The organism is Erythrobacter litoralis (genome assembly GCF_001719165.1).
GTDB lineage: Bacteria > Pseudomonadota > Alphaproteobacteria > Sphingomonadales > Sphingomonadaceae > Erythrobacter > Erythrobacter litoralis.
This window is the reverse complement of record NZ_CP017057.1, coordinates 495,789-517,206: the sequence shown is the minus strand read 5'-3', so window position 1 is coordinate 517,206 and position 21,418 is coordinate 495,789. Positions and strand designations below refer to the sequence as shown.

The following is a 21,418-nucleotide window of genomic DNA, read 5'->3' as shown; positions in this document are numbered from 1 at the left end:
CTGAAAGCGGGTTCGGCGGGCGAAAAATCACCCTGCGGCGGATTTCCGGTCCGGAGCTTTCCGGGCGGCGTCGAGATCGGCGACGTCGCCGCGCGCGAGGCCGGCTCCCGGCTCGGCCACGGTGCCGTCGGCGCGCCTGCCGAGATCGATGCGGCGCGTCAGCCAGAGATCCTCATGGCTGAGGATCCGGCCGTCATGGGCCAGGATGGAGACCGGACCGATCGGCAGCCGATCGCGCGCATCGACAAGCACGGGGTCCTCCTTGACCGGCTCGCTGCCGTATTTCTGACCCCACTGACGCAGCGCGATCATCGCGGGGAGCAGGTCGAAGCCCTTGGCCGTGAGGCGGTATTCGATCTTGCGCCGGTCGTCCTCGCACGGTTCGCGCCGCAGGATGCCGTGCTCGACCAGCTTGGCGAGGCGATTGGAGAGGATGTTGCGGGCAATCCCGAGCTCGCTCAGGAATTCCTCGAAATGCTTGAGGCCGTTGAAGCTCGCGCGCAGGATCATGAAGGACCAGCGTTCACCCATGACCTCGAGAGCCTGCGGCAGGCCGCATTCGATGAGATCGCGCAGCGGCTCCCTTACATCGCCCATGTCCATTCCTCTCGCATCTGTTTTTTCGAAAGCCGTCGCACTCTAGCCGCATTCGCGGCGCTGGCAAATTGTCGTGCTGCAGCCGAGACGGAAATAAATTTAGGTTTCGAGTTGCAACTTACAACATGGTGAGCTAGTGGGGCTCGTGCAATGAGTTTCGAATCGAAACGTTGCACTGCAAAAAACAATTCGAAGACCCGCCTGCGAAAGGACCAAGCCAATGACCCTCTCCCGCACCAATCGCCTCTCGATCTTCGTCGCCGCGCTCGCCTACACGGCTGCGGTCTTCGGCGTCGCCACCGCACCCGCCCCGCTCGAAGCCAAGGACGGGCCCTATTACATCGCCAAGCTCGCCCAGCCGGCGAGCGACGAGCGCGCGGTCGCCGGCGGCGTCGCCTGGGCCTGCAAGAACGACATCTGCGTCGCCAACAAGGGCACGTCGCGCCCAATCAACGTCTGCCGCGACCTCAACCGCGAATTCGGCGAAATCACGGCCTTCACCGCGCGCGGCAAGGAACTCGAAGCCGACAAGCTGGCAAAGTGCAACGGCAACTGAGCCGCAACTCGCCTTTCCTGATCCCCCCCGCCCGCACACCTCTCCACAGCGGGCGACTTCCCGCCCCCGGCGCGCGCCCCTCCCCCAACCGGGCGCGCTTCCGGGGGCATTTTCGTCTCAGAGCAGGCCTGATGCGGCCAGCTGCGCCTCGAGCGTGGCGGCATCGGTGAAGAGGTGCGCGTCCCATCCGCGGGCGCGCGCTGCCTCGACATTGGCGGGATTGTCGTCGGTGAAGAACAGCGCGCGGCCGGGGCGACCGCTGCGCCGTTCGAGAATTTCGTAGATGCGCGGATCGGGCTTTGCGATTCGCTCCGTCCCCGAAACGACGATGTCCTCGAACAGATCGAAGATCGGCTGTGCGGGCCGGAACCGGGCGAACAGCTCGTCCCCGAAATTGGTCAGGCAGTAAAGCGGCACGCCGCGCTCCGCGAGACGGCGGACGATGTCGTGCACCCCCTCGACCTCGCCCGGCACGGTCTCGTTGAAGCGCGCGGCATAGGCGGCGATGAGCAGGGCATGCTCGGGAAACTCGGCCATGCGCGCGGGCAGCATTTCGGCAAGCGGGGTGCCGCGATCGTGCTGGAAGTGCCATTCCTCGCTGACAACATGGGTGCAGAACCAGTCGAGCCGTTCGGGATCGTCGATCAGCTTTTCGAACAGGGCGCGCAGCTGCCACTGGAACAGCACCCGGCCCACGTCGAACACGGCTGCGCGATTGTCGTCAGTCATGATAGCCCCCAAACGGCGAGCGGCCCGCGCTCCGGGGGGAGGCGGGCCGCTTGAACCAATCCAGCCGTCCGCTGTCGCGGAGCCGGACGCTCAGGCCGAATCAGCCCTGGCGGGCCTTGAAACGGCGGTTGGTCTTGTTGATGACGTAGGTGCGACCGCGGCGCCGAATGACGCGGCAATCGCGATGACGCTTCTTCAGCGACTTCAGGCTGTTGCGGATCTTCATCGTCGTGTCTTTCCAAACAAAAAGCGCCGAGACGCATCCCGGCTCGGTCAACTCTTGCACGCCCGTTAGCGCCAGCAGCCCCGCGCGTCAACCATTCACCGCCTGCCTTTCGCTTATCTCGCCGAGCCTGCGCTCCCATGCGAGCGCGTGGGAAATGATCGTCTCGAGATCGTCAAATCGCGGGGTCCAGGGCAGGGTCGCGCGGATCCGCGAAGGGTCGGAGACGAGCGAATCGGGGTCGCCCGCGCGCCGCGTCTCGAAGCGCCGCTCCACGGCCTCGCCCGTCAGCCGGTCGAGCGCGTCGAGCACTTCGAGAACCGAAAAGCCGCGCCCGTAGCCGCAATTCATCGTCATCGAGCGTTCCGGCGCATCGATCAGCGCCTCCAGCGCGAGGACATGGGCCGCGGCAAGGTCGCTCACATGGATGTAGTCGCGCACCCCCGTCCCGTCGGGCGTCGCATAATCGGTGCCGAAGACGCTGACATGGTCGCGCTTGCCCAGCGCCGCCTCGACCGCGACCTTGATGAGATGCGTCGCGCCTGCGGTCGATTGTCCGCTGCGCGCGTCAGGATCGGCCCCGGCGACATTGAAATAGCGCAGCACGCAGTAATTGATCGCGTGCGCGCAGGCGGTGTCGGCCAGCATCCGTTCGGTCATCAGCTTCGACCAACCATAAGGATTGATCGGCGATTGCGGCGCGTCCTCGCTCACGGGCGAGACCTCGGGGATGCCATAGGTCGCCGCGGTCGAGGAGAAGATGAAATGCGGCACGCTCGCGCGCACCGCCGATTCGATCAGCGCGCGGCTCTTTGCCGTGTTGTTGCGGTAGTATTTGAGCGGGTCGGCGACGCTTTCGGGCACCACGATCGACCCTGCGAAATGCATGATCGCGCCGCGCCCATCGCCCATGCCCTGTTCGGCAAAGATCCGCTCAAGCAGCGCGCCGTCCTCGATATCGCCCTGATAAAGCGGCACGCCTTCGGGCACGGCGAAGCGGAAACCGGTCGAAAGATTGTCGATGACGCTGACCGGCCAGCCTGCATCCTTTAGCGAAAGCACGGCGTGGCTGCCGATATAGCCGGCACCGCCTGTCACGAGTACGGGGGAGTTCGTCCTGTCCATCTGCGCGTTCTTAGCACGGCGATCTTCATAAACCATGAATCTCCGCACTTGCTAAAGCGATCATGGCGCGAGCATGCGAGGTGGCTATAGTCGGACCCGAGAAAGGAAGTCCCATGCGCATCATCCCCCCGTCCCGCACGCTGCTTGCAGCGACTCTTTCCACCCTCGCCCTCGCTGGCTGCACCAATGTCTACACCGGACCGGTCGAGGTCACCCGCTTCGTGGCCGAACAGCGCAGCGCCGAGCTTGGCGAAGGAGCGATCGCGATCGTCTTTCCAGAGGAGATGTCGAACAAGAATGCCCGCGCGACGTTCGAGGCCGCGGTCGCCGCGCAGCTGAGAGAACTCGGTTACACGATCGCGAACCAGCCCGGCACGGCGGGACAGACCGCGACAGTCCGAACCGGCCGCGAACCGATCCAGGGCGCGGGCACAAGGCGCTCGCCGGTCAATGTCGGGGTCGGGGGGCAGACCGGCGGCTTCGGGTCGGGCGTGGGTGTCGGCGTCGGGATCAATCTCGGCGGCGGCAGTGACGGCCCGCGTGTCGTTACCGATCTTGCGGTGCGCATTCTCGGCCCGGCGGGCGAGAGCCTGTGGGAAGGGCGCGCCCAGCTCGAGACCTCGATGAAATCCCCTTACACGGATACCGGCGCTTCGGCGCGGACGCTGGCTGCGGCCTTGTTCCGTGACTTTCCTGGTGGCAATGGCGAGACCGTCACCATCGACGTGAGCGACCTTGAAGGAACCGAATGACCCATATCGCCATCGATTCCGCCTTCGACAGCGGGAACATCGAGGTATTGTCCATCGAAGGCCGGACCGCACGCCTTGCGCTCCGCAAGGATGAGAATTCCGAATTCGCACAGTGGTTTCATTTTCGCGTCGCCGGCGCTGCGGGCGAGGAAATCGAACTGAAGCTCACCGGCCTCAACGGCAGCGCCTATCCGGGTGGATGGCCCGATTATGACGCATGCGTGTCGGAAGACCGCGAATACTGGGCGCGCGCCGCGAGCAGCTTCGACAAGGACGAGGCGAACGGAACGCTCACGATCCGCTACACGCCCGCCTCGAACGTCGCCTGGTTCGCCTATTTCGCACCCTATTCGATGGAGCGGCATCACGATCTCGTCGCCGAGGCGTCGGCGAGCGAGGGGGTGGAGCTGGTCCGGCTCGGCGAGACGCTCGACGGCCAACCGCTCGACATGCTCGAAATGGGCGAAGGGGCGATGCAAGTGTGGCTCTATGCCCGCCAGCATCCGGGGGAGACGCAGGCAGAATGGTGGATGGAAGGCGCGCTCGAATGCCTTACCGACCCGGTCGATCCGGTGGCGCGCGCGCTGCGCAGGCACTGCCGGCTCCACATAGTGCCGAACTGCAATCCGGACGGATCGCGCCGGGGGCACCTGCGGACCAATGCGGCAGGCACGAACCTCAACCGCGAATGGGCTTCACCCAGCGCCGAAAAGTCGCCCGAAGTGGCCGCGATCCTCGCGAAGATGGACGAGACCGGGGTCGATTTCGCGATGGACGTGCACGGGGACGAGGCGATTCCGGCGGTCTTTCTCGCAGGGTTCGAAGGCATTCCGTCCTGGACCGACGACCAGGGCGAAGGCTTCTACCGCTACCAGCGCATCCTCGACCGCCGCACGCCCGATTTCCAGACGAAGCTCGGCTATCCCAAGGCCCCGCCCGGCAAGGGCAACCTTTCCATGAGCACGAACCAGGTGGCCGAACGCTTCGGTGCCTGCGCGATGACGCTGGAGATGCCTTACAAGGACCTGGCCGATTTCCCCGAGCCCGAGCAGGGCTGGTCGCCCGAACGCTGCAAGATGCTGGCGCGCGATTGCCTCGCGGCGCTGGTCGAGTGGATCGAGACGCGCTGACGCTTTCCTCTCGCGGCCCGTGTGATAGGCTCACCACGGGGGCAACGAGGGGAGTTTGCCGGAATGAAGGACCGACGTCTCACAATGCGCCGCGGCTTCAGCGCTGATCGCCGCCTGGTCGTTGCCGGGCTGGCCGCCTGCACCATCGCGGGCATCGTCGCCCCGGGCGCAGCCCGCGCACAGGGCCTCGGCCTGTCCTCGATCCTCGGTCGGGCGACCGACAGCGCGCTCGACAAGCTCGCGCGGCCCGGTGCGTTCTACGATGACGAGAACATCCGCATCGCCCTTCCCATTGTCGGCGGTGCGTCCTCCGGGCTGCTCGGCAGGCTCATGCAGGCGGGCGACCGGCTCGGAGTGCTCGGCGGGATCACCCGCAGCATCAACGATGCCGCGGGAACGGCAGCAGGAGAAGCCAAACCGATCTTCCGCGAGGCGATCGACGACCTGTCATGGCAGGACGCGCCCGCCATCGTCTCCGAAAGCGACGGCGGCACGCAATATCTGCGCCGCTCCTCGAACGACGCGCTATCCGGCAAGCTCGAGCCGCTGATAGACGATGCGCTGGGCGAGGCCGGCGTTTATGACCAGTTCGACGGGCTTGCCGAAAAGTACGGTTTCATCCGCGATGCCGGGCTCAGCCGCGAAAGCATCAACCGCTCGGTGAGCGAGCAGGCGCTGGACGGCATTTTCGCCTATATCGGCAGGGAGGAACGCGCGTTCCGCAGGGACCCTATCGGCAATCTCGGCGGCGCGCTGGGAGACCTGCTCGGCAGGGAGTGATCTCAGGCGAGATTGGCCGGCCCGAAGGCGCGCGGCAGCAGATCCGACAGCCGGACGCCATCGGTCCGATCGTTGCCGACGCACAGCACCAGCGGATCGGTTGCGCCAAGCTGCGCGATCTCGTTCAGAACCTGACGGCAGCGCCCGCAGGGCGTGATCGGCGCGCCGTCTCCCTTGTCCATCGGCCCCGTCACCGCGACCGCGACCAGTCCGCCGCGACGCCCCTCGCCCAGCGCTTTCGCTACCGCGACCGTCTCGGCGCAAAGCGCAAGACCATAGCTCGCATTCTCGACATTGCAGCCGGTCACGACCGCGCCGTCCTCGAACAGGAGCGCGGCCCCGACACTGTAGTCGGAATAGGGCGCATAGGCGTTGCGCGCTGCCTCGCGCGCTGCCCTGACCAGCGCGTCGGCCTGCGCCTCCTCTAGCGTCATTTCTGCACCACCACCCATTCGACCGGATCCTCCGAAGCCTCGGTCATGAGGCCGCCATTCGCGCTCCATAGCAGCCATGGCCGCCCGGCATAGTCCGGCTCGGCGCGGTCGCGGATAAGCCACAGATTGCGCTCGATCCGGCCCGCAATGCGGTATTTCTGCTCGAATGCGGGCCCCACCTTCAGGATGACGGGCCGCCCGGCATGCATTTCGACCTGGTTGATGAGCGTCATGAGCTCGCTCTCGACCGCGGCATCGCTCATCGGCGGGGTGCAGGGAATGCGCCCGATCCGCAGGCTCAGGGCCGGCGGCAGAAAGTCGGCATCGCGCGGCACCATCCGGGTGAAACGCGCGCTCTGCGGGTCCGCCCGGGTGCACAGGTCAAAGGGAAACACGAGCCCGACTTTCAGCCCCGCCTCGCGCGCTGCCGCCAGCCGCGCGGGGAATCCGGGATCGGGCTCGGCGCCGCTCGGCGCGAGTTCGAGGTAGACGAACTGCGCTCCAAGCGCCCGCAGCGTCTCGAACCGCGTGGCCGCAACCCCGCTGCGGATCGCAGCGCCCTGTTCGGGATAGGCCTCCTCGGCAGGTTGCCAGCTGCGCATGTCGACCCACAGCCAGGCGGAATAGAGGATCGTCACCAGCACCACCAGCGCGAAGCCCTGCCACAGCAGGCGGATGATCCGTCCGCCCGCTCCGACCTTGCGGCGGCGCGCATTCCTGAGCCTCGGCTTGGTCATGGAGCGCCCTAGCCCTTGATGTGGAGGACGCAGATCAGCGTGAAGAGCCTGCGCGCTGTCGGGAAATCGGTCTCGACCTTGCCTTCGAGCCGTTCGAGCAGCAATTCGGCAGCGTTGTTGTGGATGCCGCGCCGGGCCATGTCGATCGTCTCGATCTCAGTCGGGGTCGCCTTGCGTATCGCCTGGTAATAGCTGTCGCAGATCGCGAAGTATTCGCGGATCGGACGGCGGAACCGGGCGAGTCCGATCAGCAGCGTCTCCAGCGGGGCTTCGGCCTCGTCGCTGATATCCATGGCGAGCCGCCCGTCGCGCACCGACAGATGCAGGCGGTAGGGACCCTTCGCCCCGCGCTCGGCGGCGCGAACCGGTTTGAAGGTGTTCTCCTCGATCAGGTCGTAGATCGCCACGCGCCGTTCCTGTTCGACATCCGCATTGCGCCACAGGATCGTCTCCTCATCGAGCGAGATATGGACGATCCGGTGCGCGCCTGCGGACGAGCCGGGTGCGGGCGGAAGGTCAGAATCGGGCGGCGGAGTGGACATGAAGGGATGCCTTCGCAGATCGCGGGGAGGTTATTCAAGCACTTCGATTCCCAATCCCCGCTATCCACAGTGGCAAGCGGCCACGCGAAAAATATATTCGGCCCCAGAGGTCTTGCCACGGCGCGGTGGCAGGGCGCATGGGGTGGGCATGCCCGAACCCGAAAAGCTCTCCCTCGTCAGCTCCGACGAATCGCCCGAAACGCGCAAGCTGCCTTCCAATCTCGAGGCCGAAGCCGCCTTTCTCGGCGCAGTCCTGATCGACAATCGGGTGATCGAGGAACTGCAGGTTCCCATCCGTCCCGAGCATTTCTTCGAGCCGGTCCACCAGCGCATCTACGAACGCGTGCTGACGCTGATCGACCGCAACGCCACCGCCTCGCCGGTGACCCTGCGCCCTTATTTCGAGGCGGACGAGGCGCTCAAGGACCTAGGCGGAACGAGCTATCTCGCGCAGCTGACCGCAAGCGGGGCGGGCCTGCTCGCCCCGCGCGAACTGGCTCAGCAGATCTACGATCTTGCCTTGCTGCGCGAACTGGTGACGGTCGGGCGCTGGCTGGTCGAGGGCGCGCTCGACACGTCGCAGGACGTGAACCCGATGGACCGCATCGCACAGGCCGAGGCGGACCTGTTCAAGGTCGCCGAGGGCGCCGAGACCGGGAGCGAGGCCTCGACCTTCCGCGAAGCCTCGATGACCGCGCTCAAGATGGCCGAGGCCGCGCTCAATTCGGGCGGCGGACTGTCGGGCAAGACGACGGGCATCTCGACGATCGATACGAAGACCGCCGGTCTTCACAATTCCGACCTCATCATCCTCGCGGGGCGTCCGGGCATGGGCAAGACGTCGCTTGCCACCAACATCGCCTTCAACTGCGCCGAGGAACACCTCAATTGGCTCTCGGAAGGGGGCGAATTCAATTATGGCGCGCCCGTCGCCTTCTTCAGTCTCGAAATGAGCGCCGACCAGCTCGCCACCCGCATTCTCGCCGAACAGGCCGAGATCTCCTCGGAATCGCTGCGCAGCGGCAAGCTCACGCGGGAGGAATTCCAGCAGCTCTCCTTCGCCAGCCAGCGCCTCTCCGAGCTGCCGCTCTATATCGACGACACGCCCGCGCTCACCATCGCCGCCCTGCGCAACCGCGCGCGGCGGATGAAGCGGCGGCACGATATCGGGCTGATCGTGGTCGACTATCTCCAGCTGCTCCAGGGTTCGGGCCGGGCGAACGACAACCGCGTGAACGAGATTTCCGAAATCAGCCGGGGGCTGAAGACGCTGGCCAAGGAACTGTCGGTTCCGGTGATCGCGCTCTCGCAGCTTTCGCGCGCGGTCGAACAGCGCGACGACAAGCGCCCGATGCTTTCCGACCTGCGCGAATCGGGCTCGATCGAACAGGACGCCGACATGGTCTGGTTCATCTACCGCTCGGACTATTACCACCTGCTGGTAAAGCCCGACACGCCGGACGGCTCCTCCTCGGAAGAGGTCAGGGAAAAATACCGCGCCTGGGAGGAAAAGCACGAGGAACTGGTCGGCAAGGCGACGCTGATCGTCGCCAAGCAGCGCCACGGTTCGACCGGCAACATCCCGCTCCATTTCCAGAGCGAGATCACCAAGTTCACGGCGCCCAACACGCGCGACTATTCGGATTACGGCTATGAATAGGCCTGCGGGGAAAGGCTCGAATCCTTGACATCGCCCCCCCTCGCGCCTAGCTGACAAGCTTTCCCGTAGCCTCCGGACATGAAGAGACACGCCCATGGCACGCGTTACCGTTGAAGATTGCGTCGACAAGGTTCCGAACCGCTTCGACCTCGTCCTGCTCGCCGCCCAGCGCGCGCGCGAAATCTCCGGCGGGAGCGAACTGACCGTCGACCGCGACCGCGACAAGAACCCGGTCGTCGCCCTGCGCGAAGTTGCGGAACAGACGGTCCGCCCGAAGGACCTGCAGGAATCGCTCGTGGTCAGCCTGCAGAAGATCCTGCCAGACGACGAGGACGATGCCGACGAAATCGGTTCGCTCAGTCAGTCGGCCGAAGCGCTGCGCATTACCGCCTCGGCTCCGACCCGTTCGACCTCGATCGGGGCGGATTACGACGGTTGAGCGCCCGGCGCCCCGACGCGAATTGAAACAGGTGAAAGGCCGTCCTTGTGGCGGCCTTTTTCTTTGTGGCATCATCTTGCGCCGAATGACAACATTCTGACCCGATCGGGCAGCAGCTTGCCTTTGGCCCGCGAAGATGTAACCCGATCCGATGTAACCGAATTGCAACAACGGACCGGCGGCAAAGGAGCGCCAGCGGCCTCATGGCTACGATCGCGATCTACAGCGTCAAGGGCGGTGTCGGAAAGACGACCTTCGCGGTCAATCTCGCCTGGTGCGCGGCGCAGATATCGCGGCGGCGCACCCTGCTGTGGGATCTCGACGCCTCGAACGGCTCGGGCTTTTTGCTTGGGGTCGATCCCAAGAAGAAGCGCAGCGCCGACACCGTCTTCGCAGCGGAGCGCAATCCCGCAAAGCTGATCCAGAAGACCGCCTACAAGGGCCTCGATCTGCTCCCCGCCGACGAAAGCATTCGCACGCTCGGGCGGCAGTTCGACACGCTCGGCAAGAAGAAGCGCCTCGCCAAGCTGACCCAGACGCTGGGCAGGGATTACGACCGGATCGTGTTCGACTGCCCGCCGGTTCTCAACGAGGTGAGCTCGCAGGTGATGCGCGCCGCCGATCTGGTGATCGTGCCCCTGCCGCCCTCCCCGCTTTCCGCGCGTGCCTTTGATCTCGTGGTCGATGAGGTGCGCGGTTCGGGCAAGGGGCACCCTCCGATCCTGCCCGTGCTTTCGATGCTGGATCTTCGCCGGACGCTGCACAAGCAGGCGCGCGAGACCAATCGGAACTGGCCCGTCGTCCCGCTTGCGAGCGCGATCGAGCAATGCGCGGTCGAACGCAGACCCGTCGGCGCCTTCGCCCCGCGCGCGCCAGCGGCGCGCGCCTTTGCCCATCTGTGGGCCGCGATCGAGCGCAAGCTCGCCGACAAGTGAGGCTCTGAGCGGTGCGCGGATTTGGCATCCCAACCAGGCAGCCTATAAGGATGCGGGGGCGCCTGCACCGCAGATCCGCCTTTGACTTTCCATGTCGAGGCGGGACCAATTGATGAGCGATGTGACGGAAGGACTGGGAGGCGTCGTCGAGGGCGCGCTGGTCGGCGGCGCCGTCGAACCCGTGCGCGGCCGCCTTGCCGACCATGGGGAGAGTGTCACCTGCGCCAATTGCGCCGCCGTATTCATCGGGAATTACTGCCCCAATTGCGGCCAGAAGGCGCATATCCATCGCACCCTTACCGCGATCGCGCACGATCTCGTCCACGGCGTGCTCCATCTCGACGGCAAGCTGTCGCGCACGCTGCCGCTGCTCGCCTTCCGTCCGGGCAAGCTGACGCGCCGCTACATCGAGGGCGAACGCGCGAGCTTCGTCAGCCCGATGTCGATGTTCCTGTTCAGCGTCTTCGCCATGTTCGCGGTGTTCCAGATGGTCGGCATTTCGACGCCGACAAACATCGAGGTCGACCGCGCCGCGCTGGCGATCCAGGACAGGAGCGCCGAGGCGGCGAGCGAGCTTCGCACCCAGATCGAAGCGCTTGAGGAGGGCGATCCGCGACGCGCTGAACTCGAAAACGAATTACGCCTTGTCGAACGCATCGAAGCCGGCATGGGCTCGAACGGGAAATCGGAACAGGTCAGCGAGGATCCGGACCCCGACGCCGCGCTGGATTTGCGCGATCTGAAGCTGCAGGTGACCGGCGTCGACTTCATCGACGAGGGTATCGTCCAGAAATGGCGCGATAATCCTGGTCTCATGCTCTACAAGCTGCAGGCGAACGGCTACAAGTTCAGCTGGCTGCTGATCCCGCTCTCGATCCCCTTCGTCTGGCTTCTCTTCGCATGGCGGAGGAGCTTCAAGGCCTATGACCACGCGATCTTCGTGACCTATTCGCTCTCCTTCATGTCGCTCCTTTTCATCACGCTCTCGCTGCTCAATGCGGCGGGTCTCGAACTGGGTTGGACCGTCCTGCTCTTCGCCACCGCAGCGCCACTCCATGTCTACAAGCATATGAAGTACAGCTACGGATTGTCGCGCTTCTCAACCCTGTGGCGGTTTTTCGCCCTGCTGGTCTTCATCCTGTTCGTCCTGATGCTCTTTCTCCAGGCGCTGTTCCTGCTCGGAGGGTTCTGAGACGGCGCATGCGAAAAGGGCGCCCGGATCGCTCCGGACGCCCTTTGTCGTGTTACGGTGAAGCCTGGTTTCAGGCGCCCTGCGGTTCGGGTCCGCCTGCATCCTCGGCGCCCTTGCCGCCGAAGCGCTTGCCCGCCTTGGGGATCGCCGAGCCGTGTGGCGGCCGGGTGTAGGCCGGGCCCCTCGGCTCGTTCGGACGGTCGATCTTGCCGGTCTCCAGCAGCGTCTTGATCTCGTCGCCGGTCAGTGTCTCGTATTCGAGCATCGCCTGGGCAAGCAGGTGGAGCTGCTCTTCGTTCTTGGTCAAAATATCGGTCGCACGCTTGTGTGCACCTTCAACCAGCGACTTGATCTCGGCGTCGATCAGCTTGTTCGTCTCGGCGCCTGCCATGGTGCGCTGGGTCTGGCCCATGCCGAGATAGCCTTCCTGGCTGCTCTCGTACTGGAGCGGGCCGAGCTTGTCGCTCATGCCCCACTTGGTGACCATGTTGCGCGCCAGATCGGTCGCGTACTGGATGTCCGAGGACGCGCCCGAGCTGACCTTGTCGTGGCCGAAGATGATCTCTTCCGCCACGCGCCCGCCCATCGCGACCGACAGGTTCGCGTGCATCTTGTCGCGGTGGTAGGAGTAGCTGTCACGCTCCGGCAGGCGCATCACCATGCCCAGCGCGCGGCCGCGCGGGATGATCGTCGCCTTGTGGATCGGGTCCGACGCCTCTTCGTGGACCGACACGATCGCGTGGCCGGCCTCGTGATAGGCGGTCATCTTCTTTTCGTCGTCGGTCATGACCATGGAGCGGCGTTCGGCGCCCATCATGACCTTGTCCTTGGCGTCCTCGAATTCCTGCATCGCGACCAGCCGCTTGTTGCGGCGCGCGGCGAGCAGGGCGGCCTCGTTCACGAGGTTGGCGAGGTCCGCACCCGAGAAGCCCGGCGTGCCGCGCGCGATGGTGCGCGGGTTCACGTCGGGGGCGAGCGGGACCTTCTTCATGTGCACGCCGAGGATCTTCTCGCGCCCGTCGATATCGGGGATCGGAACCACGACCTGGCGGTCAAAGCGGCCCGGACGCAGCAGCGCGGGGTCGAGCACGTCGGGGCGGTTCGTCGCCGCGATGATGATGATGCCTTCGTTAGCCTCGAAACCGTCCATCTCGACGAGGAGCTGGTTCAGCGTCTGCTCGCGTTCATCGTTCGAATTGCCGAGCCCGTGACCGCGCGAACGGCCAACGGCGTCGATTTCGTCGATGAAGACGATGCAGGGCGCGTTCTTCTTGGCCTGTTCGAACATGTCGCGCACGCGGCTCGCGCCGACGCCGACGAACATCTCGACGAAGTCCGAACCCGAAATGGTGAAGAAGGGAACACCCGCCTCGCCCGCAATGGCGCGGGCGAGCAGGGTCTTGCCGGTACCGGGCGAACCGACCAGCAGCGCGCCCTTGGGAATCTGGCCGCCCAGCTTGGAGAAGCGCTGCGGGTCCTTCAGGAATTCGACGATCTCCTGCAATTCCTCGCGCGCCTCGTCGATGCCCGCGACATCCTCGAAGGTGACGCGGCCCGACCGTTCGGTCAGCATCTTGGCCTTGGACTTGCCGAAACCCATCGCGCCGCCGCCGCCGCCCTTCTGCATCTGGCGCAGGGCGAAGAAGGCGATGCCGAGGATCAGGATGAACGGCAGCGACTGGATCAGCAGGAACAGGAGCACGTTCTGCCCCTCGCGCGGCTTGCCTGAGAATTCGACGCCGTTTTCTTCCAGCAGGCGGGTGATTTCCGCGTCGTTGGGAACCGGGACCGTCTGGAACGTCTCGTTGTTGCGCAGCGTGCCGGTGATCATGTCCTCACCGAGCTGCACTTCCTGGACCTCGCCCTCGATCACCGCCTCGCGGAATTCGGAATAGCGGATCTGCGTGCCCGAAGGCTGGCCGGCATTGCCAAACAGGGAGACGACCAGCAGCAGGGCGAGAAAGATCCCGCCCCAGATCATCAATTGCTTCACCCAGGGGTTCGGCCCCTCGGGAGGCTGCTGGTTGGGATCGTTCTGGTCGGCCATCGGCTGGATTCCTTTCTCAGCTGATAATGTAGGTCCGCGCGAATGAATGGCAAGACAATGCGTGACCGCGTGCAACGTGCGCTTTTTCGCGGGCTCGGTTGCGGATTTTCGATGATGCCTCCGGCGACGCTAGCGCGGGCCGTAGGCTGCCAGGAAGACATCGACCGCCCGTTCGATCCGCCGAAGGCTTTCGCCGGGGTCGGCAGGCGCGCCGAAACGGCGGTCGAGATCGCCCATGCCCTTGCACATCGAGACGAATTGCTCTGCAGCGCTCGCCGGATCGTCGACAGCAAGTTCGCCCGCCTGCGACGCATGTTGCAGAAACGCCGCGCAGGCGCTTTTCATGCGCCAGGGCCCGGCCTCGAGAAAGGCGCGCCCGATGTCCGGATCGGTTTCGGTCTCCGCCGCGATCCGCCGTTCGAACTGGATCATCTCGGGGCGCGAAAGGAAGGCGACCATCGCCTTGCCGATCGCTTCGAGGCGCTGGCGGATGGTGCCCTCCCTCGCCTGCTCGATCGAGAAATGGCCCCGTATCTTTTCGCATTCACACTCGACCGAGGCGGCGAACAATGCGCGTTTGTCGCCGAAATGATTGTAGATGGTGACCTTGGAAACGCCTGCATGGGCGGCGACCTGTTCGATCGAAGTGGCGGCGAAACCATGTTCGAAGAAGCTGTCGGTCGCAGCCTCGAGAATCGCCGCGCGCTTCGCCCTGTCGGACGGGCGACCGATCCTTTTCGATGCAGGTGGCGGAGAAGCGATTGACAAAATGAACGACCCCGTTCAATTAAACGATGCCGTTCAATAATGGCGCGAGTCGCTCCATCACACAAGCCCGCCACGGACAGAAGGTTCCTCGCATGCTCTGGATCGCCATCCGAATGCTGACCGGCGATGCCCAGAAATTCTACGGCCTGCTGTTCGGTATCGCCTTCTCGACGCTGCTCATCACTCAGCAGCTGACGATCTTCGTCAATCTGGTCGAACGCGGGGCGAGCGGGGTCTACAACGCTCCCGAGGCGGAAATCTGGGTGATGGACCCGGTCAGCCGCACGACCGAGGTGAACTATGCCATGCCCTCGACCGCGCTCGACGAGGTGCGCTCGGTCGAAGGCGTCGAATGGGCCGTTCCCCACCTGCGCGCGCCGGCCTCGGTGCGCACCAGCACGGGCGATCTCGAAGGGGTCCAGATCATCGGGGTGGACGATGCCACGCTGATCGGCCTGCCCGAACGGCTGGTCATCGGCGACAAGCGCATTCTCTATCAGCCGGACACGGTGCTGATCGACGATTTCGGCGTCTTCAACCTGTTCGGCCCCGAAGAGGAGCCGATCGGCGCCCGGCTAGAACTCAACGACCAGCGCGCCGTCATAAGGGGCGTGACGGATTCGATCCCAACCTTCACGAGCCAGGTCACGCTCTACACAACCTACAGCCGCGCGCTGAACTATGTCCCAGGGACGCGCAACCGGCTCACTTTCGTGCTCGCCGGGGTGGGCGAAGGCGAAACGGCACAGGCGGTCGCCGCGCGGATCGAGCGGCAGACCGGCCTCAAGGCGGTGACCCGCCCCCAGTTCGCACAGAGCGGGATCGACTTCATCATCGAGAACACCGGCATCCCGCTCAATTTCGGGATCACCGTGGCATTGGGCTTCATCGTCGGGGTGGCGATCGTGGGACTGACCTTCAGCCTCTTCATCCGCGACAATATCAGGCAGTTCGGCGCGCTGAAGGCGATCGGCGTCACCAATGCCAAGATCGTGCGGATGGTCGCCGCGCAGGCGGCGATGGTTGGGTCGATCGGCTATGCGCTCGGCGTGGTCGGCACGGTCGCCTTCATCTGGGCCTTTTCAGGCAATCCGACCTTCAAGGGTTTCTACATCCCCTGGCAGATCCCGCTCCTCAGCCTGGCGGCGGTGGTGCTGATCCTCGCGCTTACCGGCTGGCTGGGCCTGCGCAGCGTGCTCAGCACCGAACCGGCGGCGGTGTTCCGTTGAGCGCGTCCGCGCCCGCCCCTGCCCGCACGCATGAAGCCGCGATCAGCGCGCGCGGCATAGTGCGCGATTTCGAGGCGGGACAAACGACGATCCGCGTCCTCCACGGGATCGACACCGACATCCGTTCGGGCGAAATGACTTATGTCGTGGGCGAGAGCGGGTCGGGCAAGACGACGCTGATCTCGATCATGTGCGGCATCCTCTGGCCGACCGAAGGAGAGGTGCGGGTCTTCGGCACCGACATCTACGCCCTTTCCGATACGGAACTCGTCAATTTTCGCCTGAAGAACATCGGCTTTATATTCCAGCAGTACAATCTCATCCCCTCGATCGATGTCGCCGCCAATGCCGCCGTGCCGCTGATCGCGGGCGGGATGGGTGTGAGCGAGGCGCGCGAGCGGGCGAAGGCGCTGCTCGACAAGCTCAACATCGCCGACCAGGCCGACAAGCTGCCCAACCAGCTTTCGGGCGGCCAGCAGCAGCGCGTCGCGATCGCCCGCGCGCTTGTCCACGAACCGCGCCTCGTGGTGTGCGACGAGCCGACCGCCGCGCTCGATGCACGCTCCGGCAGGCGGGTAATGGACCTGCTTCGCGAAGTCGCAGTGGCCGAGGACCGGGCCTGCATCATCGTGACACATGACAACCGCATCTTCGATCTCGCCGACCGCATCCTCGTGCTCGAGGACGGACGCGTCATTCATGACGGCGCCGACATGCCCGAGGATCAGTGATGCCCCGCCGCTTTTTCCAGTTCCCCATCCGCCGAGAAACGCATGTCCCTTCTTCCCGCTAATGTGAGCTTCTCCCGCCAGGTGCTGCCGCTGCTCGCGCTTGTAAGCATCATCTTCGGCGTACTCTACATCGCCTCGATCCTTCCCGACCGCACCACCAGCGAGCCTGCTGAACAGCCGCCCAAGCCCGCCGGCGCACTTGCCGAAGGTCCGCGCGTCGCAGGCACCGGTCTCGTCGAACCGGCGAGCGAAATCATCGATATCGGCTCGGCCCTGTCCGGCCTCGTCACATCCGTCCGGGTCGAGCCGGGCGATATGGTGACGGCGGGCGAGACGCTGTTCACAGTCGATCCGCGCGCCGCACGGGCCCAGCTCGCCGAAGCCGAAGCAGCGATCCGCGAGGCGCATGCCGCCATCGCCGAGGCAAGCGCCGCACGGGCGACGGCGCGCGAACAGCTCGCGCTCTACCGCGAGATCGACGACCCGGCCGCCGTCAGCCGCTCTGAGGTGATCCGCGCCGAGGGCGAGGAAGCCGCCGCGGCCAGCCGGCTCCAACTCGCCCGCGCACGGCTTTCCGTTGCGCAGGCTCGTGCCCAGAGCGTGCGCACCGAACTCGACCGCCTGACAGTGCGCGCGCCGATCGCGGGCGAGATCCTCGCGGTCAATATCCGCCCGGGCGAATTCGTCGCCACGCAGGGCGGAGGCAGCAGCGTGCCCTTCATCCAGATGGGCCGGACGGACCCGCTTCACGTCCGCGTCGATATCGACGAGAACGAGGCGGTGCGGGTGAGGATCGGAGCGCCCGCGATCATCTCCCCGCGCGGGGCGGCAAAAATCCAGGTGCGTGCGAATTTCGTGCGCGCCGAACCGCAGGTCGTGCCCAAGCGCCAGTTGACGAACAGCGCAGCCGAGAGGGTCGATGTGCGCGTGCTCCAGCTGATCTATGCGCTTCCCTCCGATGTGCCCGAAGCCGAAGCATTCCGGGTCGGGCAGCAGGTCGATGCCTTCATCCCGGCAAAGGGCGGCCAGGAGTGACGCCGCGCCCCTCCCCCCGGCTTGCGCTCGCGCTCGCGCTGCCTCTTGCGCTCGGCGCCTGCGGTCTCAAGCCTGCGCCCGAGATCGCGACGCCGCCGCCCGAGCTTCCCGGCGCTTTCTTCCACGCTCCCACGGGCGAGACGGGCGCATCGCTGGCGAGCCTGCTGCCACGCGAGGACCAAGCCTTCGCCGCCCTTGCCGAAACGGCGATGGAACGCGCTCCGAGCCTTGCCGAAGCGCTCGCCCGGATCGATCTGGCGCGCGGTCGCGCGGCACGCGCCGGGGCGGAACGCCTGCCCAATGTCACCGCCGATGCGAGCCTGCGCGAACAGCGCATCAACCCTGCGCAGTTCGGCGAAGCTGGAGCAAGCGGCCTGATCCCGCGCAACCTCACGCAATATGGCGCGAATGTCGCGGCAAGCTGGGACCCGGACCTTTTCGGCCAGCTGCGCGCGAAAGAACGAGCTGCGCTCGCCCGGATCGACGCTTCGAGCGCGCAGGCAGCAGCGGTGCGCAACGCGCTGCTGGCCGAGATCGCCGCGAGCGTGATCGACTGGCGCACGCTCGATGCGCGCCGCGCCGCGCTCGAGGCGGACGAAGCGGCAGCGTCGCGGCTCGCCGCGCTTGCCGCCACGCGCGAGATGGCTGGACTCGCCCCTGGCTTCGACCGGGTCCGTGCCGAGGCGCAGGCGAGCGCCTCGGGATCGCGGCTCGCTGCTCTCGAAAGCGAGCGGGTGCGGATCGTCGGGCGGCTGGTGGCGCTGACGGGCATGGACGCTGCGGGCGTCTCCTCGGCCCTCGCTGCCACCGGACCCGCCGCCGAAGTCCCCGAAGCGCCGATGGCGCTGCCCTCCGAATTGCTCGCCAACCGCCCCGACGTACTCGCCGCGAGCGCGGAACTGGCCGCGAGCGATGCCGATCTCGCCGCCGCGGCGCGCGCGCGGTTTCCGCGGCTCACCCTTTCGGCGGTCATCGGCCTGCTCGCCTTCGACCCCGAGAACCTGTTCGACAGCAATTCGATCGTCGGCAACCTTACTGCCGGAGTGGCCGGGCCGCTGCTCGATTTCGGGCGGATCGAGGCCGAAATCGACAGCGCCGCAGCGGGCAAGCGCGCCGCCTTCGCGGCCTATCGCGGCGCGGTGTTCCAGGCACTGGGCGATGCCGAGGCCGCCTACGGCCTGATCGAAGCGAGCGATGAAGAGGCGCAGAAGGCGGTCCGCGAGCGTGACCAGCTCGATCGCGCCGCCGCGCTCGCCGATGTGCGTTACCGCGCAGGGCTGGCCGATTTCCTCACGGTGCTGGAAGCGCGCCGCGCCGCCGATGCGAGCGGCGAACGCGCGGCAGCGGCGATCGGACGGGCCCGGCGCGCGCGGGTGCTGCTGTGGCAGGCGCTGGGCGGCGATCCGCCGGCCGCATCACCAAGCGAGGGTGGTGCCGCCGTAGAATAGCGCCGCGATTGCAAGCGCGCCTCCGATCAGCATCACCAGCCCGTCGCGCACCAGCATGGCGAGCGACAGGAGAGCGATGGCGAGGAAAGGCCCGGCGGCAGCGAAGGGCACGAACTCGAGCACCGGCACGAAACAGCACAGTACGACGATCAGCGCAGCGACGACGCGCAGCGCCGGCCCGCTGGCGAAGGCGGTGAGGCGCTTTTTTGCAAGACGGTCGAGCACATCCGCAACCTTGTGGAGCTTGCTTTCGCCCTTGCTCAGCCTGCCCGACCCGACCGAGCGGCCCCGGATGAAGTCCGGCAGCCAGATCGCCTCGCGCCCGAAGGCCTGCTGCCCGGCGACCAGGGCGATCGAAAGCGCGATGAAGGTTGGAACACTGGGGATCGTCCCGACCGGCGTGATCCCGACCAGCGCGAGGATGAGCATGAAAGGCGCGAAGCTGCGGCTGCCGAATTCGCGGGCGAGATCGCCCACGCCGACCGCATCCTCGCGCTCAGCGACATCCTCGATGCCGTCGACGACGTCGCCGATCGACCTGACGCTGCGACTTTGATCCTCGGCCATGCGCGTTCCTTCCGAAAAAGGAACGAACGCGGCACGGTTAGGTCCCCGAAGGTGTGCGCTGGAGCAGCGCCGTGCGCTCGCAGCGGCACACGGTCTCGCCACGCTGGTTCACCATTTCATGGAGGAAGGTGACGATCCCCGCATCGGGTCGCGACTTGCTGTCGCGCAATTCCTTCACCTCGGTCACAGCGTGCAGAGTGTCGCCGATGAACACCGGCTTGGGCGTCACGACATCGGTGAAGCCGAGATTGGCGACCAGCGTGCCCAATGTCGTTTCGCCCACCGACAGGCCGACCAACAGCGCGAAGGTGAAGGTCGAATTGACGAGGATCTGCCCGAACCCGCTGGCCTTCGCCGCCTCGGCATCGAGGTGGAGCGGCTGCGGATTGTGGGTCATGGTCGAGAACAGGAGATTGTCGGTTTCCGTCACGGTGCGGCGGATCGGATGCTCGATCCGTTCGCCCACCTGCCATTCGTCGAAGTACTTGCCCGCCATCAGGTGCCCGCCTTCCAGCGGGCGACCACCTCGGCCCCGTCCTCGGCGCTCGACCGGACCGCGCCCGGCGTCCGGCTGAAACGCGGGGCGGGGGCGGTGTGCCATTCGCCTTCATGTTCGACGAAGGTCTCGCGCGCTTTCATGTGGGGATGTTCGCGCGCCTCGTCCATGTCGAGCACCGGGGCGAAGCAGGCATCCGTCCCTTCGAGAAGTTCGCACCATTCGTCACGGGTCTTCGTCCTGAACAGCACAGCGAGTTTTTCGCCGTTTTCGTCCCATTTCGACAAGTCCATCTGCCCCTCGGCAAGCTCGACTGGCGCACCCGCTTTCGCCAGCATCTCGGCATAGAATTGCGGCTCGATCGAGCCCAATGAGATGTCCTTCCCGTCGGCGCAGGTAAAGCAGCGGTAGAAATGCGCCGCCCCGCCGAGCATACCCTTGCCCCTTTCAGTGGTAATGAAGGGCCGTCCGCGTACTCCGAAGAAGAAACTCATCAGGCTGGTCGCGCCGTCGACGATCGCCGCATCGACCACCTGCCCCTTGCCCGAACGTTCGCGCTCGTAGAGCGCGGCCATTATCCCGAAGGCGCAATACATCGACCCGCCGCCGAAATCGCCGACGAGGTTCTGCGGCGGGACCGGGGGTTCACCCGCTTTCCCCACCGCCGAGAGCGCGCCGGTCAGGGCGATGTAATTGATGTCGTGGCCCGCCGCGTGGGCTAGCGGGCCGTCCTGCCCCCAGCCGGTCATCCGGGCATAGACAAGACGCGGACTGGCGGCGAGCAGTTCATCGGGACCGAGCCCGAGCCGCTCCATCACGCCGGGGCGGAAACCTTCGATCAGGACGTCCGCCTTAGCCGCCGCCTCGCGGCAGAAGGCCGTACCCTCCTCGCTCTTCAAATCGACTTGGACCCGGTGCCGGGCGCGCTCTACGACCGGGTTCGACGCCGCGCTGCCGGGCCGCTCGATCTTCACAACCTCCGCGCCCAGATCGGCGAGCAGCATGGCGACATGCGGACCCGGACCGATCCCGCTGAACTCAATGACTTTCAGGCCGGAAAGCGGCCCCTTGGCTGCGCTCATTCAGATACTCCTCTCGTGGACGGCTTTTGGCGCGTGGCAAGAGGTAGGGCAAGGGGTTCTGCTAGGCCATTCCTGAACGGCTTGCTGATGTTTTCAAGCCCGCAAGAAAGAAGCAGCCAGAGCCTATTTGCAACCGGCTACAAGCCATGCCCGGTGGCAGGACCCATTCGATTGGGTTCGTTAA

At 65.7% G+C, this 21,418-nt stretch carries 24 protein-coding genes; 12 read left to right on the top strand and 12 right to left on the bottom strand.

Features of this window, described 5'->3' with window-relative positions; genetic code table 11:
• Nucleotides 1–27 precede the first annotated feature (27 nt).
• Complete coding sequence (locus Ga0102493_RS02415) at nucleotides 28–597, bottom strand: winged helix-turn-helix transcriptional regulator (RefSeq protein ID WP_034905536.1); 570 nt, start codon at nucleotides 595–597, stop codon at nucleotides 28–30.
• A gap of 220 nt (nucleotides 598–817) precedes the next feature.
• On the opposite strand from Ga0102493_RS02415, the gene Ga0102493_RS02410 reads away from it, so the two are divergent.
• A complete protein-coding gene (locus Ga0102493_RS02410; RefSeq protein ID WP_034905338.1) occupies nucleotides 818–1,153 on the top strand; it encodes a CC_3452 family protein in 336 nt (111 codons plus the stop codon).
• Between the two features lie 117 nt (nucleotides 1,154–1,270).
• Here the strand turns inward: Ga0102493_RS02410 and Ga0102493_RS02405 are convergent, their stop codons facing one another.
• From Ga0102493_RS02405 to galE, 3 genes are all read right to left on the bottom strand, one after another.
• Nucleotides 1,271–1,882, bottom strand: a complete 612-nt coding sequence (locus Ga0102493_RS02405) for an HAD family hydrolase (RefSeq protein ID WP_034905336.1) — start codon at nucleotides 1,880–1,882, stop codon at nucleotides 1,271–1,273.
• Nucleotides 1,883–1,982: 100 nt separating this feature from the next.
• Nucleotides 1,983–2,108 (bottom strand): type B 50S ribosomal protein L36, encoded by a 126-nt coding sequence (gene ykgO / locus Ga0102493_RS02400; protein WP_034905333.1) that lies wholly within the window; start codon nucleotides 2,106–2,108, stop codon nucleotides 1,983–1,985.
• Nucleotides 2,109–2,195: 87 nt separating this feature from the next.
• Nucleotides 2,196–3,230 (bottom strand): UDP-glucose 4-epimerase GalE, encoded by a 1,035-nt coding sequence (gene galE, locus Ga0102493_RS02395; RefSeq protein WP_034905331.1) that lies wholly within the window; start codon nucleotides 3,228–3,230, stop codon nucleotides 2,196–2,198.
• A 113-nt stretch (nucleotides 3,231–3,343) separates the two neighbouring features.
• Between galE and Ga0102493_RS02390 the strand changes: the two genes are divergently transcribed.
• The 3 genes from Ga0102493_RS02390 to Ga0102493_RS02380 all read left to right on the top strand — a co-directional run bounded on the left by Ga0102493_RS02390 (nucleotide 3,344) and on the right by Ga0102493_RS02380 (nucleotide 5,892).
• On the top strand, nucleotides 3,344–3,982 hold the full coding sequence (locus Ga0102493_RS02390; protein WP_051698228.1) for a hypothetical protein: 639 nt from the start codon (nucleotides 3,344–3,346) through the stop codon (nucleotides 3,980–3,982).
• Nucleotides 3,979–5,112 (top strand): M14 family metallopeptidase, encoded by a 1,134-nt coding sequence (locus tag Ga0102493_RS02385; protein WP_034905329.1) that lies wholly within the window; start codon nucleotides 3,979–3,981, stop codon nucleotides 5,110–5,112. The genes Ga0102493_RS02390 and Ga0102493_RS02385 overlap by 4 nt, the downstream gene beginning before the upstream one ends.
• 63 nt (nucleotides 5,113–5,175) lie before the next feature.
• Nucleotides 5,176–5,892 carry a DUF4197 domain-containing protein gene (locus tag Ga0102493_RS02380; RefSeq protein ID WP_150132399.1) on the top strand — a complete coding sequence of 239 codons (717 nt, stop codon included), beginning with the start codon at nucleotides 5,176–5,178 and terminating at the stop codon, nucleotides 5,890–5,892.
• A 2-nt stretch (nucleotides 5,893–5,894) separates the two neighbouring features.
• Here Ga0102493_RS02380 and Ga0102493_RS02375 read toward each other — a convergent pair whose 3' ends face one another.
• From Ga0102493_RS02375 to Ga0102493_RS02365, 3 genes are read right to left on the bottom strand one after another with little or no spacing between them, the layout of a single operon-like run.
• Nucleotides 5,895–6,344, bottom strand: a complete 450-nt coding sequence (locus tag Ga0102493_RS02375) for a cytidine deaminase (protein ID WP_236922279.1) — start codon at nucleotides 6,342–6,344, stop codon at nucleotides 5,895–5,897.
• Nucleotides 6,323–7,063 (bottom strand): glycoside hydrolase family 25 protein, encoded by a 741-nt coding sequence (locus tag Ga0102493_RS02370; RefSeq protein ID WP_034905324.1) that lies wholly within the window; start codon nucleotides 7,061–7,063, stop codon nucleotides 6,323–6,325. The genes Ga0102493_RS02375 and Ga0102493_RS02370 overlap by 22 nt, the downstream gene beginning before the upstream one ends.
• Before the next feature lie 8 nt (nucleotides 7,064–7,071).
• Nucleotides 7,072–7,605 carry a UPF0262 family protein gene (locus tag Ga0102493_RS02365; RefSeq protein ID WP_174544529.1) on the bottom strand — a complete coding sequence of 178 codons (534 nt, stop codon included), beginning with the start codon at nucleotides 7,603–7,605 and terminating at the stop codon, nucleotides 7,072–7,074.
• Nucleotides 7,606–7,753: 148 nt separating this feature from the next.
• On the opposite strand from Ga0102493_RS02365, the gene Ga0102493_RS02360 reads away from it, so the two are divergent.
• From Ga0102493_RS02360 to Ga0102493_RS02345, 4 genes are all read left to right on the top strand, one after another.
• Nucleotides 7,754–9,265 (top strand): replicative DNA helicase, encoded by a 1,512-nt coding sequence (locus Ga0102493_RS02360; protein WP_034905322.1) that lies wholly within the window; start codon nucleotides 7,754–7,756, stop codon nucleotides 9,263–9,265.
• A 94-nt stretch (nucleotides 9,266–9,359) separates the two neighbouring features.
• Nucleotides 9,360–9,704: a DNA-directed RNA polymerase subunit omega gene (rpoZ, locus tag Ga0102493_RS02355; protein WP_034905319.1), complete on the top strand. Its 345-nt coding sequence runs from the start codon at nucleotides 9,360–9,362 to the stop codon at nucleotides 9,702–9,704.
• 203 nt (nucleotides 9,705–9,907) lie between these two features.
• Entirely contained in the window at nucleotides 9,908–10,639 is a 732-nt protein-coding gene (locus tag Ga0102493_RS02350) for a ParA family protein (RefSeq protein WP_034905317.1), read from the top strand.
• 112 nt (nucleotides 10,640–10,751) lie between these two features.
• On the top strand, nucleotides 10,752–11,831 hold the full coding sequence (locus Ga0102493_RS02345) for a DUF3667 domain-containing protein (protein ID WP_034905314.1): 1,080 nt from the start codon (nucleotides 10,752–10,754) through the stop codon (nucleotides 11,829–11,831).
• 70 nt (nucleotides 11,832–11,901) lie between these two features.
• On the opposite strand, the gene ftsH is transcribed toward Ga0102493_RS02345, so the two are convergent.
• Nucleotides 11,902–13,878 (bottom strand): ATP-dependent zinc metalloprotease FtsH, encoded by a 1,977-nt coding sequence (gene ftsH, locus Ga0102493_RS02340; RefSeq protein ID WP_034905312.1) that lies wholly within the window; start codon nucleotides 13,876–13,878, stop codon nucleotides 11,902–11,904.
• 129 nt (nucleotides 13,879–14,007) lie between these two features.
• Nucleotides 14,008–14,646 (bottom strand): TetR/AcrR family transcriptional regulator, encoded by a 639-nt coding sequence (locus Ga0102493_RS02335; RefSeq protein ID WP_034905310.1) that lies wholly within the window; start codon nucleotides 14,644–14,646, stop codon nucleotides 14,008–14,010.
• 92 nt (nucleotides 14,647–14,738) lie between these two features.
• On the opposite strand from Ga0102493_RS02335, the gene Ga0102493_RS02330 reads away from it, so the two are divergent.
• The 4 genes from Ga0102493_RS02330 to Ga0102493_RS02315 are packed head-to-tail and all read left to right on the top strand — an operon-like array spanning nucleotide 14,739 to nucleotide 19,089.
• Nucleotides 14,739–15,875: an ABC transporter permease gene (locus Ga0102493_RS02330; RefSeq protein ID WP_034905308.1), complete on the top strand. Its 1,137-nt coding sequence runs from the start codon at nucleotides 14,739–14,741 to the stop codon at nucleotides 15,873–15,875.
• Complete coding sequence (locus Ga0102493_RS02325; protein WP_081845717.1) at nucleotides 15,872–16,606, top strand: ABC transporter ATP-binding protein; 735 nt, start codon at nucleotides 15,872–15,874, stop codon at nucleotides 16,604–16,606. The genes Ga0102493_RS02330 and Ga0102493_RS02325 overlap by 4 nt, the downstream gene beginning before the upstream one ends.
• A gap of 42 nt (nucleotides 16,607–16,648) precedes the next feature.
• Nucleotides 16,649–17,641 (top strand): efflux RND transporter periplasmic adaptor subunit, encoded by a 993-nt coding sequence (locus tag Ga0102493_RS02320; RefSeq protein ID WP_051698227.1) that lies wholly within the window; start codon nucleotides 16,649–16,651, stop codon nucleotides 17,639–17,641.
• Nucleotides 17,638–19,089 carry an efflux transporter outer membrane subunit gene (locus Ga0102493_RS02315; protein WP_034905306.1) on the top strand — a complete coding sequence of 484 codons (1,452 nt, stop codon included), beginning with the start codon at nucleotides 17,638–17,640 and terminating at the stop codon, nucleotides 19,087–19,089. The genes Ga0102493_RS02320 and Ga0102493_RS02315 overlap by 4 nt, the downstream gene beginning before the upstream one ends.
• Here Ga0102493_RS02315 and Ga0102493_RS02310 read toward each other — a convergent pair.
• From Ga0102493_RS02310 to Ga0102493_RS02300, 3 genes are read right to left on the bottom strand one after another with little or no spacing between them, the layout of a single operon-like run.
• Nucleotides 19,057–19,656 carry an exopolysaccharide biosynthesis protein gene (locus Ga0102493_RS02310; protein ID WP_034905303.1) on the bottom strand — a complete coding sequence of 200 codons (600 nt, stop codon included), beginning with the start codon at nucleotides 19,654–19,656 and terminating at the stop codon, nucleotides 19,057–19,059. The two genes, Ga0102493_RS02315 and Ga0102493_RS02310, sit on opposite strands and share 33 nt — an antisense overlap.
• A gap of 37 nt (nucleotides 19,657–19,693) precedes the next feature.
• Complete coding sequence (locus tag Ga0102493_RS02305) at nucleotides 19,694–20,152, bottom strand: MaoC family dehydratase (protein WP_034905301.1); 459 nt, start codon at nucleotides 20,150–20,152, stop codon at nucleotides 19,694–19,696.
• On the bottom strand, nucleotides 20,152–21,234 hold the full coding sequence (locus Ga0102493_RS02300) for a CaiB/BaiF CoA transferase family protein (RefSeq protein WP_034905298.1): 1,083 nt from the start codon (nucleotides 21,232–21,234) through the stop codon (nucleotides 20,152–20,154). Before Ga0102493_RS02300 ends, Ga0102493_RS02305 begins: the two co-directional genes overlap by 1 nt.
• Nucleotides 21,235–21,418: the final 184 nt, after the last annotated feature.